Below are 13,074 nucleotides of genomic sequence, written 5' to 3' on the forward strand. Positions count from 1 at the left end.
AAGCGAATGTACAGATAAATGTGTAAAAGGCTACTATTTCTGCTGGCCTTTCTTGCTTCCTGGGTGGTGAACGGACAATCCGTCCCCTGGCTATTCAAAGGAAGCGTAAAGGATGTGAAAGGATCGGTCTTGCCGGGTGCTACGGTAAGCCTGATCGAGCTAAAGAAATACACGACAACAAATTTCGACGGTCAGTTTGTGTTTTCCGCTCTTCCGCAAGGAACGTATCAGGTGCAGGTGACGCACCTCGGCTACCAGTCGTCGACACAGGTGGTTCGTTCCGGTAATCAGTCCGTTGTGGAGCTTACGATTACGTTGCAGGAAGACGCCCGCCAACTTTCGGAAGTGCGGGTAACAGGTAAAACCGAAACCCAGCAGGCCAAATTGCAACCGATTAAGGCAGAGGTTATTAACACCAAGGCGGTACAGGAGCAACCCGCTACGCTGGTTGAGCTAATGAACCGTTCGGCGGGGATTCGCATCCGGCAAACGGGCGGATTGGGCTCCGACGCGGGTTTGATGATGAATGGGTTTCAGGGACGGGCCATCAAGAATTTCAAAGACGGCATTCCGATGGATTATCTGGGGGCTGGCTATAACATCTCGCTTGTGCCAGTCAATATGCTGGAACGGGTGGAGGTATACAAAGGCGTGTTACCCACCAGTTTAGGAGCCGATGCCCTGGGCGGTGCGGTGAATCTGATTACTAAAAAATCGCTTTACCGGTATGCCGAAGGGTCGTACGAAATCGGTTCGTTCAATACCCATCGCCTGTCGTTGAATGCACTGTATACTGATACCACCCGACGATTCTTCGTCGGGGTCGATGCTTTCCTCAACCGCTCTGACAACAACTATCCGGTAACGGTCAACGTAACGGATCAGGAAACGGCCACTCAGCGACCCGCTACAGTGCGGCTTTTTCATAACCGATTTACAAACTATTACGCTGAAATCTACGGCGGACTGACTCACCTACGCTGGGCGGATGAACTGCGAATTGGCGTGACGGGCTTCGATATTGATCGGCAGAACCAATACGGTGCCACGATGTCGCAGCCCTTTGGGGCCAGCGTGAGTCGACAGTATTCCATCATCCCGACGCTACGTTACCGGAAAACGGTGGGTAAACTCAGCATCGATCAGTTCCTGACGACCAACACGATTCGCGTTACTCAAACTGATACGGCCCGAGGTACCTACGACTGGTACGGGAACTTCATTCCCAGTCCATCCCGTCAGGGCGAAATTTCTGTGCGGGGAACGTTGTCAACGCTCGATTTTTCATACCATACCTCCCGTACAAATCTGGCTTATACGTTCAACGATCAACACCGACTGGAATTCAATCTCGTTTCGTCTAACATGACCCGCGTGGGCCGCGATCCGCTGGGCGTTACGTTTCGGGAGTCGGGGCGGGACATCCTGACCGTGAAGGCGAACTATAACAAAGCCGTTGCCGCACTGGGCTTAGCCTCGACGTTGCTCAAAGAACGTCTAGCCAACCAGCTGATTGTCAAGTTCTATCATTACGACACCCACGCGATTGATGCCGATTATTACGGAACGGAACAGCCCCGTTCGGCTTCGATCCAACGCTGGGGAATTGCTGAAGCCCTTAAATTTTCATTGGCTCCATCAACGTTTCTACGGGCATCGGCTGAACTGGCCACGCGGCTGCCGGAACAGGACGAACTCTTCGGCGATGGTAACTTTAACCGCTCTAATTTTCAGCTTCTCCCCGAGCGGAGTACGAACGTCAATCTGGGCTTTCGGACCGAAAAAACGGGACGTTATACCCTCGAAGTCAATTCCTTTTACCGGATTACGCACGACATGATTCTGCGGGTTCCGGTCGATTTTCTGTTCAGCCAGAACCAGAACGTAACGAATGTACGGGGCTTGGGCATGGAGTCGGACCTAACCGTTTCTCTGTGGAAATGGCTGCGGGCCAACGGGAATTTCACGTATCAGAATTTCCGGCTGTTCGATACGGGCAACCGCATTGCCGAAGGTTCCCGGCTTCGCAATACGCCTTATTTCTTTGCCAATCTTGGGCTTACGGGCACGTGTTCGCACGTACTGTCCTCACGCGATAAACTCCATCTGTATTACTACTACCTTTTTGTAAGGGAGTATTACCTGGACTACGTACCGAAAGCACAGGAACCAAGCGGATTACTGGGCCTTTGGGGCAAGGCCCGGTTCGATGCTCCCAACATCATCCCCAATCAGTCGCTCCACACGGTTGGGTTTACCTATAACCCCGTCAGCCCCCGGTTTTCGGTGGGGGTTCAGGTTAAAAACCTGCTGAATACGCCCGTTTACGACAATTTCCGCATTCAGAATGCGGGCCGCAGTATCCACCTGAAAGTGAATTATATTCTTTATTAATCAAGTTTGTATGAAAACGTCTGTTTCCCAGTTTATTCTTTCCTGCCTGACCATCGCCCTGCTCGCTGGGTGTAGCAAAGACAGTGCTGATAACCCAACGCCAACCCCGACTGCCAACGCAAAATATGTGCTAATGACCGATGTGACCAAGTTTCAGTCACCGGGTTATCTGACAGCGTTCACCAGTATACCGACCGGGACCGTAAACCCCATTACGTCGAAAGCGTTGCAGGTCAAATCCGCCTTTGGCTTTCGGGCTTTCGGAAAGTGGTTTTTCAACCGTAGCAATGCGGCTGGTGATGTAGGGCTGCAAAAGTATACCGTAGCCGACGATGGTAGTATTGTCGATGGAGGCTTCATTGCGGGTTCCACTCAATACGTGATTGCCACGGAAACCAGCGGCTATTACCTGGACGAAACCCGGGGAACGCTCAAGATCCAGAAGTTCAACCCGACCACCATGCAGCGAACCGGGGAGATCGACCTGTCGTCCCTGCAAAAATCCGGGGTGGAATATCAGGTTATTGGCAAGCACACGCTGGCAACGAAGGAAGGTAAACTGTACGCCGGTATTACCTATGGCACCAAAAAGGCACTGGGTTACGGTGACGATATTTACAACTACATTGAGTTTGCCGTGATCGATATGGCGACGGATAAACTGGATAAAACGATCAAGTATGAGGGGTTGAAAGGCGTGGGCTGGGGTTCCTCGGCTAATAAGATGTGGAGCCTCGGCGATGATGGGGCCCTGTATTTCTACAGCACAGCACTGGGGACGGGCTTTACTAACTCTTCGGTGATTCGGATCAAGAAAGGCGAAACCGATTTTGATCGTAACTGGATACTGAAAGCCAATGACTTACAAAACGGAGCTTCCATTGCTACTGCCTTAGTAAAAGGCGGGAAGATCTATATCGAGTTACCTTCTACTCCGCTGGCGGCTAACTTCTCCAACCTAACCAGCCCAATTTTTGAATATTACGTGGTCGATATGGCTACGGGCCAGAAAACGAAAATTGAAGGGATGCCGCAGCATGATTACTCCTATGCCAACGATTATGGGATTACCGAAATAGATGGAAAAATCTATTTCTGGGTTCGGAATCCAAGCCAGAAAGTTGACGGCTATTACGTACTGGATGGCACCAAAGCCACACAGGTATTCAACGTAGCCCACGAGGGCAGCCTCTGGGGCTTTGCAAAGTTACAATAGGTTTTTATGCGACAGGATTAACAAGATTGATTCTGTAAAATCCTGTGAATCCGCCCGGCGAACCGGCTGTCAGAAAATAATCGAACACGTATGAGCACGACCAAACAGGTAAAAACCTGGTTTCAGATTCACAAGTGGACTAGTCTGATCTGCACGGCTTTTCTGCTGATGCTGTGCGTGACGGGCTTACCTCTGATTTTTCATGAGGAAATTGAGGGATTGGAACCCAAGCTGGCTCCCACCTTGCCCGCCAATACCCCCAAAGTAAGCCTGAATAAACTCGTGGAAACCGGGCTGCAAGCCAATCCCAGCAAAGTAATACGGTTTCTGTACTGGGATGATCACCAGCCTAATACTGTAACGCTGAGTTTATCCGATTCGCTAACGGCTCCTCCCACTAATTTCAAAACGGTCATTATGGATGAGCGAACGGGGAAAGTGCTGGAAGAGCCCAATGATCAGGAGGGTTTTATGTACGTCATGCTGCAACTGCATACCGACATGTTCATGGGAATGGGCGGTAAACTGTTTCTGGGGCTGATGGGAATGCTGTTCGTGCTGGCGATTGTATCGGGGCTGATGCTTTATGGGCCCATCATGAAACGATTTGATTTCGGGATGATTCGTACCGAGAAGTCTTCCCGGCTGAAATGGCTGGATTTACACAATCTGCTCGGCGTCGTAACGGTGGCCTGGGCCGTTGTGGTCGGTTTTACGGGCGTCATCAATACCCTCTCGGAAGTGGTGCTGGGTTTATGGCAAGTAGGTCAACTGGCGGAGATGACGGCTCCCTACAAAAACGCGGCTCCCCTGACGGGGAAACTCAGTTCGCTAGATCAGGCCTTCGAGGTTACCCGCCGGGCCGCCCCCGAGATGGAACCGTATCTGGTGGCTTATCCGGGAACGATGTTCTCCAGTAAGCACCACTACGCCGTATTTGCCAAGGGTAAAACACCCCTTACCGAACGATTGATCAAACCGGCACTGGTTGATGCCAAAACGGGAAAACTGACCGATATGCGGGACATGCCCTGGTTTGTCAATGCCTTATTTCTTTCGCAACCGCTCCATTTTGGCGACTATGGGGGACTGCCGCTAAAAATAATCTGGGCACTTTTCGATCTGGTAACCATTGTGGTCTTAATCAGCGGTTTGTATCTGTGGTTTGCTCGCAACAAAGCAACCAAAGCTCAGATTGCCCGCATGGGACAGTCGAAGGCAAAACAGATCGAGAACGCTGAAATTTTAACCCTTAATTCGCCCGCAACTGATGACTAATCGATTCTGGCATATCTGGACAATTCCGTTGTTACTGGCTATCGTCAGCCTCGGTGGCCTTATTTCGGCCCTGGTCGGTAATGACCTCTGGGACGTGTTATCCTGGCTTACCCTAAGCATTCCCCTACTGGTTATCGGGCGGTTTTGGTTATGGCCGCAGGGAAATAAGAAAGCTGTAAAGTAGATTCATCTGCTCATTACCCTAAAAAACGACACGAGTCTGCCCGTGTCGTTTTTTGTTTTCCATTTGAAAGTAGACTTGTTTCGGAGGGAGGTTCTAATCGTTATTATTCTCTGCGTGCCTTTCCGTAGCCGACTTGTCTTCTGCCACGCCCGATTTCCAGTACGCATAGGCATATAATTCGTCTTTCGTCCAGCCTTTTTCCTTTTTGAGGTATTGACGTATCGCTTGAACGGAAGAAAATTCGGCGGCCACATACGCAAAGCGGCTCTCGACCGGAAGGGGTAACGTCTGTACTACCTGAGCCAGTTGGCTGCCTTGCTGCGGATGCTCGTTATGAAGCCAGATGAACGTGATAGCTGCCTTCGTATGTAAGGGCTGTTCGTCCTCCTTGTCATGTACTTCAATCACACAGGTTCCTTTGGCCGTTGCCGGCAGGTCTTCCAGAATGGCCCCCAACACCGGAATGGCGGTAGCATCGCCCACCAAAAGGTAGTGGTCGGCCTGCGGATATAAATCGGTCTTGCCATCTTTCATCAATACCCCTAACCGATCTCCTGCTTTAGCACCGATGGCCCAGCCCGACGCGGGACCTTCATCGCCGTGAGCGACAAAATCGATCCAGATTTCTTTTGTATCCAGATCAATGCCCCGGTGGGTATACGTTCGTACGGTTGGTCGAACCGCTTCGGGTTGCGGTTTCCACTGCCGCTTTTCGTAGTCGAACTCAGGGAAAACGACGGTTTCTACACCCTTGGGTGGGATCAGGATCTTATTGTTGACGCCCACGGTGGTGTTGCTTATTTTCACAACATCGTCTCCTGTTAGAAAGACACGAATGTAATGCGGAGTGATGTATTCCTTCCGGCTGACTGTCAGCGAAGTCTGTATAGGTGTGATAGGTGTTTTGCTCATGGCGATACTGATTTGATGTAGCTGTATGATGAAAAAACGAATTCAGATCCTGAGTTGAGGCATTAGAAACCAAGTGGGTAATCTTGGCCCGTCATGCCGTTTCGTATTGATTTTTTTCGGATGATACGGCGGTTTGGGCTCTTCGCGTGGCGTAATAGATCAGGAGTGTAGCAATACCGATCAGTAGCCAACTTACATCGGTTCCAAATATGTACGGCTTGCCTTCGTTCAGAGAACGCCAGAGCCAGTCGCCGGTTCGAAGGCCATTCGCCATAGGAACCAATACTGAAAAAACGCCACCTAGCAGCAGAAACAAGCGGGTTTGCCGGGCTTCTGTTTTCAGCCCTAGTCCGACCAGGGCCAGAGCCAGCCAGGACAAAAAGAACATAGCGTTTACCTGCATGGCATGGGATTCGGGTTGACCCGGCACGGCCAGTTCGGCGATGAATAGCAACGGAACGGCCGGAAACAGACTCAGGCAAATAGCGAGGTAAATCATCGTGACCCGATGGTGAAATCGCTTTTGCTGATCAGTGTAGTTTTTCTTGTTGCGGGCTTCTTTCCAGAGCAAAACGCCACTGATGATGACGAAGCAGGTAAATAGGGCCAGCAGGAAATAGATTCCTTTGAGCAACAGGCCGCCAAAGCGGGCAAAATGGAGTCGGGCAATGCCATCGACCACGGATTGAACGTACGTCTTACGACCCGGAAGAACCTCAACCGCTTTCCGGCCGTCTTTCATGTAAACCGCAACCAGGCCATCGCCCGTAAACGACGTTTGATCCGCGAGTCGGGCAGAGGCCAGGGCGTCAGTCCGGTTCAGGTTCCTGATTTCCAGAACCGTGGCCGTGTAGCCTGGGTAGTCGGTCGCGAGCTTGTCTACAATCGTGGCGATGGATGGATTCCCCTTCGTAACGGGAGCCTTCTCCGCTAGTTGAACGGTTTCATTGGGTCGGATGAGTCCATAGATTTTTTGTTGATCGCCCCCGTACAGGATCATCACCGCCGGTACAAGAATCAGGATCAGTAACAGATAAAACGCTCCGGTAATGGCGTACATGAGCTGGAAGGGAAGCCCGATCAGGCCGAAAACCGTGTGGGCATTCGTCCAGAGTTGCTTTCGGGAGCCTTTCAGTGAAAAACCGTAGAATTTAGTCAGGATGTTCCGCCAGTGAATAAGTACACCCGTTACGCTGGCAAATAGAAAAAACAGGGCAACCAGTCCCGCAATCCAGCGTCCGACGTAGGGCACCTGATCCAGATAGTGCAGCCGAAATAAGGTTTCACCCACCGTGGTCGGCGGAGAATCCGTCGATTGGAGTTGTCGGGTAACGGGATTGTACAGAAAACCCACGAATTCCGATTGGCCTTTGGGTTTCGCCAGCGTTCCAAGAATCGAAAGCAGGGGCTTTTCTTCAGTAGGAAGGATGATGCGTATTCGCTTGCTTTCTTCGAAGTTGGGATGAAGCTGTTTGATCTGGTGAATAACACCGTCGTAGTCCATGCTTTTGGCCATCGGAATACGGGCCGAAGGATTCTCCCACTGATAGAATTCATCCCTGAAAAGCGTGAAGGCCCCGGCAAAAAAAATGATGTACAAAGCGACGCTAATTACGATTCCGGATACCGTATGGGTATGGAAAACAATGTTATACGTCCGATTCCCTAATCCGTTCAGTTTCATCGTTGTTTATCGGGCGAAATAGATAATTCCAGAGAATACGACACTACTCATCAAGTAAATACCCCAGATTTTCCAGCCGTTTCGAGCCAGAAAAGCCAGGATCATCAGCCCTACCCAACTCGGAAAAAACGTGAAGGTAGATGATAACAGCACTTGTTCCCGGAAGGAGGTAACAACGGCTAGCAGGAGGTGAAAGGCCGTCGCCAGCAGGTACCCGCCAATGATACCCGCCGATAGTTTCAGGGCTCGCTGGCCCGGTGTGGAGAGGTATTCCTTTCGGGCTGGCATCAGAAAAACAAGTCAAGGAGTACCAAACCATGCATCAGCCCAATCAGGCTATAAAAATACGTCTTCCCTAAAACAGCCGTGAGCGGCACCAGCATCAACGCCAGACTGAGTGCACACAGGCCGATCAGGCACCCGCTAACCCAACCTTCGGTCCTGATCAGTAAGCCCGTTGCCAGAGCAATCAGTAATGCTGCCAGCCACGACGACCAGGCGGCTGTAAACCGATACAGACTTGCTGGAAAGTACTTGGACTTAGAATAATGCAAGTAGGTTCCAGACATAATTAAGTAGAGTGCCAGCATAAATTTTTTCACAAAATTATATTTAATTAGATTAATTACAAATAGTTTTGCAGAGAAAATTCTACACTTATCTGACAAAATCGTGTCTATGAAACGATTGGTACTCCTGGCGTTTTTAGTCGTAATCGTAAACCCCTTGTTTGCCCAGCGTTTTTCCCTGCGAGGACGGGTGGGCGATGAGCAGGGTAAACCGTTATCGTTCGTAACGGTTTATTTGAAAAATACAAAACACATTACGCAGAGTGATAGCACCGGGCAGTTTCTGCTTCCCAGCGTAGCGTCGGGAAACTATCGGCTGGTTACTAGCCACCTGGGGTTTAATTCGGTTGAGCAGGAGGTAGCAATCCGGCAGTCTACCACGCTTGATCCCATCGTGCTCACGAGTACGGCAAAAAACCTGGACGAAGTGGCCGTAAGGGCTGAAAAGCAGACCAAAATTCAGGAGACGAAGCCGATTACGATTAGTAGTGTCCAAATCAAGGAAGTGGCTGCCCAGAATGTGCTGCTCACTGATGTGGTAGACCGCTTGTCGGGCGTTCGGATACGCCGGTCGAGTTCCTTGGGCGATGCCTCGGACATTTCAATCAATGGGATTCGAGGAACGGCTGTTCGGGTGTATATCAACGGATTACCGATGGAATTTATCTATCCACGCTTCGATATTTCCACCCTGCCCCTGGGCAATGTCAAGCGGATTGATGTCTACAAAGGGGTACTACCGGTGGAGGTAGGGACCGATGCCATGGGCGGAGGAATCAACCTGATTACGGAACAGAAAACCTACAATTCGCTGCGAGCCTCCTACAACGTGGGTTCCTTCAACACCCATCTGGCGGATTTTACGCTGGGGCTGGCAAATGCAAAAAACTATTTTATCACGGTGTCGGGAGCTTACAATTATTCGGCGAATGATTACCGGATGAAGGCCCTGGTGTTCGAGAAAAACAAGACCGAGGAGGTCCGGCGTTTTCACGACAAATACCAGATGCTTTTTGGCAGCGTTACGGTGGGCGTTCATAGCAAGCCCTGGGCCGATGAAATTTCGTTAACGCTCAACCAGTCAGGTGGTTACAAGGAACTTATGAATGGTGCCCGCGTGGCCAGTACCGCCATCGGTGAGGCGATCTACCATGCTAATAATCTTTCTTCGACGCTGAAATACGAGAAGGCCTTTCTGGGCGAAAAAGTCCGGTTCAGCACCGTAGGGAACTACAGCCGAGAACACATGAACTATGTCGATACGACCCGAAATGTGTATAGCTGGAGCGGGGCTATTGTGGGCCGGAGAAGCTATCCTGGCGAGTATAGTTATGGCTACTCGGACACCTATACTGACAGTTGGGTTAACCGAAGTACGGCCTCAGTGAGGCTAACCCCAAACCATACGCTGCTCGTTTCCAATCTGTACGCCAAGCAAAAAATAGCTGGCGAAAATCATCTCGAATCGCCCGAGAAGGATTACCTACGGATTCCCCAGCATTTGACTAAAAACATCGTGGGTCTACAGTATGAGGGTCAGTTTACGAAGCTCACGTTCACTACCGCCCTGAAACGGTTTGACTATACACTGGATGGAGCTGAAAACTACACGTTCCAGCTGATTCATAAAAAAGGGAGCTTCTGGGGATGGAATACGGGCCTGAAATACACGATCAGTCCCGCTCTCTTTCTGCGAACCTCGTTCGAGAAAGGCTACCTGATTCCGCAGTTCAGTCAGTTTGTAGGCAACGGAGCCGACATCCTGCGAAATACCGATCTCATTCCCGAAAGCAGTGACAACCTGAATCTAGGCGTCACCGTAGACTGTCCCGTATCGCCTACGTTCCGAATCGCGAGTGCCCTCAACGGCTTTTATCGCAAACAACGCGATGTCATTTTTCTGGGAAATACGGTATTCCGGCGGTACGAAAATGCGGATGAAGTACGAACAATCGGGGTGGAAGGCGACGTAGTGCTAACGCATCACAAAGGCTTTTCGCTTAAGACGAACGTGACGTTCATGCGGAAAAACTTCACCAAAGTGAAGGGGACCGAGAATCAGTTTCTGGTTGGAGCGGCCTTTCCAAACAATCCTAACTTCTTCGCTAATACGGAGTTGTCGTGGCAAAAAAAGGGCCTCTTCAACGCGAACGGTGAGTTCAGAGCGTACCTGTTTTATAATTATATCGCTCCCTTCAATTACATCCAGGTGGGTAACGACAATAGCCCCCGCAAAACGCCGTCTGCTTACGTACCGGTGCAGCACCGCAGCGATGTCGGTGTTTCCTACAAGCTGCTCAAGTCCGGGCTGACTACCTCACTCAATGTGCTGAATATTTTCAACGCCGAATTGTTCGACAACTTCCTGGTACCCAGGGCTGGAACGAGCGTCAACGTCAAACTCATCTACGAAATCGCTAATTTTTAATTAAACCATGAAGAACCGTTTATCCATTGCCGTACTCGTTACGGGAGCCTTTTTGGCGTGCTCAAAACCGGCGGATCCCACCCCCGGCACCGATTCCAAATACCAGGAGGAAGGCTATATAATGGCCTCTATTTCGCAGACATCGGCTAGCGAGACGTATTACGCCGGTTACTTCCCGACGCTGCCTTCGGGATCGGTTGACCTGACGACCAAAGCCAGCTATTCGAACTTTGTTCCGCGTACGGCCTGGAAAAATTATCTGTTTGGTCCTCCGCTGGTGAGCGACAAGAAGTTGGCTAAAATGGCCGTTGTGAAGGCCACTGGTGCTATCGAAGAGGTAGCCAGTATTCCGCTGGTTGATTATTTGCAGGCCGTCATCATTATCAACGATCAACTGGGGGTTTATTCTACGGGAGGTAACCGCACATTGTTCATGTTTAACCCGTCGACGATGGAATCCCTGGGGCAGATCGATATGTCATCGGCCCAGAACTTCCCGAATAATGACCTGAACAACTACGCTTATCTGACGTATCGGGCCAGCGATAATCGTCTGTTTGCGGCACTCTACACCAACAGCTACAAAACCGGCCAGTATTATGATGCCCAGAATGTGTACGTGGAGGTCATCAACCTGACGACCCGAAAATGGGAAAAAACGACGGTCTATGAGCAGGCGACTTACCCATTCACCCGGGGGGCCAACAACGGCATTGTTGATGAAGCAGGCAATGTTTACATCATCACGCAGGGGCAATACGGGCTGGACGGGCAGCTCGGACCGAATGCGGCCAAACGGTCTAAACCTCAGATTTTAAAAATACCGGCAGGCAGCACGGATTTCGACAAGTCGTATAGCTTTACCCCTGTTACGGCAACGGGCTTGCCCAATCTGATGTTCCAACTGTTGCTCGGTGGGGTTTACGATGCTAATGGCATCATGTACGCCTGTCTGTCGGGTCAACCGGACTCGGCCCGTTTGCTGGAACTGATTGCCAAACTGGCGACCAATTCGATTACGTCGTCGGAATACCAGGAGCTTTCGAATCTGGCCTTTTACGACCCCAATCAGCGTTGGGCCAAACTGGATCTGAATGCCCAAACGGCAACGTTTATTTCGGATATGCCCCTGACGGCGGGCTATGCCTACCCAATTACGTATAAGTACGACGGCAAAATTTACATGCCGGTCTACAACACATCGTTGAAGCAAAACGGCATGTATAGTTATGACCCGGCCACGGGTAAGTCAACGTCCCTGAACACGCTAGCCGCCGGCGGTATGATCACCCATTTCTTCAAATTGACGAAGTAGAAGGGGGGCATTTTTCCAGCAATTGTAGCCAGGTAGTGGCTTCGCATAAAAAGTAAATCGGCACGGAAGCAACTCGGTGCCGATTTACTTTTTGTATTGTCCCGTTTGTCCACGATTGTATCGCGGACGAGCGGGTGTCTCCACGTTAATAAGTTAGTTTTGTAGCACCCCATAAGCACAGGCAGATACGCTGAAAACAATAAAAATACCACAAGACGGAGTGATTACGTAGCGGCCATGGTTATCAGGCTTAACGAACGATCAGGCAGAATGGAATACCTAAAAATTGAGCCGGCAGATCACTTAAAACCTTATGTTCAGTGGTTTGGGCTATTGCGAAGCCAGCGGAGTGAGGCATTGACGCATACCTTCAGGATCGTTTCGGATGGCTGTCCGGGGCTTGTCTTTCAGCAAACGGCGGATTCTTTTTACACTATTGACGGAAAACCTTTCCCGCATCTATACCTGCACGGTCCGGCAACGGCCCATTCGCAAAATACGGCCTTCGGAACGTACGATATGATCTTTGTGCATTTCCAGCCACAGGCCTTAAAAGCTATTTGGGGGATGGATGCCCACGAGCTTACCGATGGCTATACCGCATTGGACAGCGTGCTGAAAAATGACCTGTGCGACAGACTTCTTAGCTCAGAAGATACCAACGAAAAAATAGCCTTGCTGAGCGATTTTCTTACCCAGCAACTGATTCGCAACCATCATAAAGCCGACGGCAGAGTCGCTTCTTTTATCCGGCAGATGGCCAATCATAACTGTAGTTTGAAGGAAACACAGTCGCAACTAAACCTCTCCGAACGTTCGCTGGAACGGCTGATCAAAACGAATATCGGTCTTTCTCCCAAACGATTCATGCGAATCAACCGATTTCAGTCGGCACTTCGGTTACTGGATACGCAGCCTACCCAATTGCTGACTTATATCGCTTACGAAAACGACTATTTTGACCAATCGCATTACATCCGTGACTTTCGGGAGTTTGCGGGTGCAACGCCTAAAGAGTTCTTGGCGAGAGCAAACGGTCCATTGGTTAACTTCCCCGAATGGACCTAATTACGGCTGTCGGGTTTGTACAATTT

General features: G+C 50.4%; 11 protein-coding genes. 7 read left to right on the top strand and 4 right to left on the bottom strand.

Features of this window, described 5'->3' with window-relative positions:
• The first annotated feature begins 18 nt into the window (after window positions 1-18).
• From QE357_RS01360 to QE357_RS01375, 4 genes are all read left to right on the top strand, one after another.
• A complete protein-coding gene (locus QE357_RS01360; protein WP_309705196.1) occupies window positions 19-2,394 on the top strand; it encodes a TonB-dependent receptor in 2,376 nt (791 codons plus the stop codon).
• A gap of 10 nt (window positions 2,395-2,404) precedes the next feature.
• Window positions 2,405-3,610, top strand: coding sequence for a hypothetical protein (locus QE357_RS01365; RefSeq protein WP_309705197.1), 1,206 nt, complete (start codon window positions 2,405-2,407; stop codon window positions 3,608-3,610).
• 90 nt (window positions 3,611-3,700) lie between these two features.
• Window positions 3,701-4,888: a PepSY domain-containing protein gene (locus tag QE357_RS01370; protein WP_309705199.1), complete on the top strand. Its 1,188-nt coding sequence runs from the start codon at window positions 3,701-3,703 to the stop codon at window positions 4,886-4,888.
• Entirely contained in the window at window positions 4,881-5,072 is a 192-nt protein-coding gene (locus tag QE357_RS01375) for a hypothetical protein (protein ID WP_198555212.1), read from the top strand. The genes QE357_RS01370 and QE357_RS01375 overlap by 8 nt, the downstream gene beginning before the upstream one ends.
• Window positions 5,073-5,165: 93 nt before the next feature.
• Here the strand turns inward: QE357_RS01375 and QE357_RS01380 are convergent, their stop codons facing one another.
• From QE357_RS01380 to QE357_RS01395, 4 genes are all read right to left on the bottom strand, one after another.
• Window positions 5,166-5,984, bottom strand: a complete 819-nt coding sequence (locus QE357_RS01380) for a siderophore-interacting protein (RefSeq protein ID WP_309705201.1) — start codon at window positions 5,982-5,984, stop codon at window positions 5,166-5,168.
• 91 nt (window positions 5,985-6,075) lie between these two features.
• Window positions 6,076-7,668 carry a PepSY-associated TM helix domain-containing protein gene (locus QE357_RS01385; RefSeq protein WP_309705203.1) on the bottom strand — a complete coding sequence of 531 codons (1,593 nt, stop codon included), beginning with the start codon at window positions 7,666-7,668 and terminating at the stop codon, window positions 6,076-6,078.
• A 6-nt stretch (window positions 7,669-7,674) separates the two neighbouring features.
• Window positions 7,675-7,956 (bottom strand): hypothetical protein, encoded by a 282-nt coding sequence (locus tag QE357_RS01390; RefSeq protein ID WP_309705206.1) that lies wholly within the window; start codon window positions 7,954-7,956, stop codon window positions 7,675-7,677.
• Window positions 7,956-8,237 (bottom strand): hypothetical protein, encoded by a 282-nt coding sequence (locus QE357_RS01395; protein WP_309705207.1) that lies wholly within the window; start codon window positions 8,235-8,237, stop codon window positions 7,956-7,958. Before QE357_RS01395 ends, QE357_RS01390 begins: the two co-directional genes overlap by 1 nt.
• 109 nt (window positions 8,238-8,346) lie before the next feature.
• Between QE357_RS01395 and QE357_RS01400 the strand changes: the two genes are divergently transcribed.
• The 3 genes from QE357_RS01400 to QE357_RS01410 all read left to right on the top strand — a co-directional run bounded on the left by QE357_RS01400 (window position 8,347) and on the right by QE357_RS01410 (window position 13,048).
• Window positions 8,347-10,665, top strand: a complete 2,319-nt coding sequence (locus QE357_RS01400; RefSeq protein WP_309705210.1) for a carboxypeptidase-like regulatory domain-containing protein — start codon at window positions 8,347-8,349, stop codon at window positions 10,663-10,665.
• 7 nt (window positions 10,666-10,672) lie between these two features.
• Entirely contained in the window at window positions 10,673-11,980 is a 1,308-nt protein-coding gene (locus QE357_RS01405) for a hypothetical protein (protein WP_309705212.1), read from the top strand.
• Window positions 11,981-12,250: 270 nt separating this feature from the next.
• Window positions 12,251-13,048: a helix-turn-helix domain-containing protein gene (locus QE357_RS01410; protein WP_309705215.1), complete on the top strand. Its 798-nt coding sequence runs from the start codon at window positions 12,251-12,253 to the stop codon at window positions 13,046-13,048.
• The last annotated feature ends 26 nt before the right edge of the window (window positions 13,049-13,074 follow it).

Origin of the sequence: Siphonobacter sp. SORGH_AS_0500, from assembly GCF_031453245.1 — a bacterium.
In the GTDB taxonomy this organism is placed as follows: domain Bacteria; phylum Bacteroidota; class Bacteroidia; order Cytophagales; family Spirosomataceae; genus Siphonobacter.

Excerpts from the sequence above, each read along its gene's own strand:
- QE357_RS01360 (WP_309705196.1), top strand. The coding sequence starts at position 19 with ATGTGTAAAAGGCTACTATTTCTGCTGGCCTTTCTTGCTTCCTGGGTG.
- QE357_RS01405 (WP_309705212.1), top strand. The coding sequence starts at position 10,673 with ATGAAGAACCGTTTATCCATTGCCGTACTCGTTACGGGAGCCTTTTTG.
- QE357_RS01390 (WP_309705206.1), bottom strand. The coding sequence starts at position 7,956 with ATGCCAGCCCGAAAGGAATACCTCTCCACACCGGGCCAGCGAGCCCTG.
- QE357_RS01370 (WP_309705199.1), top strand. The coding sequence starts at position 3,701 with ATGAGCACGACCAAACAGGTAAAAACCTGGTTTCAGATTCACAAGTGG.
- QE357_RS01385 (WP_309705203.1), bottom strand. The coding sequence starts at position 7,668 with ATGAAACTGAACGGATTAGGGAATCGGACGTATAACATTGTTTTCCAT.
- QE357_RS01400 (WP_309705210.1), top strand. The coding sequence starts at position 8,347 with ATGAAACGATTGGTACTCCTGGCGTTTTTAGTCGTAATCGTAAACCCC.
- QE357_RS01380 (WP_309705201.1), bottom strand. The coding sequence starts at position 5,984 with ATGAGCAAAACACCTATCACACCTATACAGACTTCGCTGACAGTCAGC.
- QE357_RS01410 (WP_309705215.1), top strand. The coding sequence starts at position 12,251 with ATGGAATACCTAAAAATTGAGCCGGCAGATCACTTAAAACCTTATGTT.
- QE357_RS01395 (WP_309705207.1), bottom strand. The coding sequence starts at position 8,237 with ATGTCTGGAACCTACTTGCATTATTCTAAGTCCAAGTACTTTCCAGCA.
- QE357_RS01375 (WP_198555212.1), top strand. The coding sequence starts at position 4,881 with ATGACTAATCGATTCTGGCATATCTGGACAATTCCGTTGTTACTGGCT.
- QE357_RS01365 (WP_309705197.1), top strand. The coding sequence starts at position 2,405 with ATGAAAACGTCTGTTTCCCAGTTTATTCTTTCCTGCCTGACCATCGCC.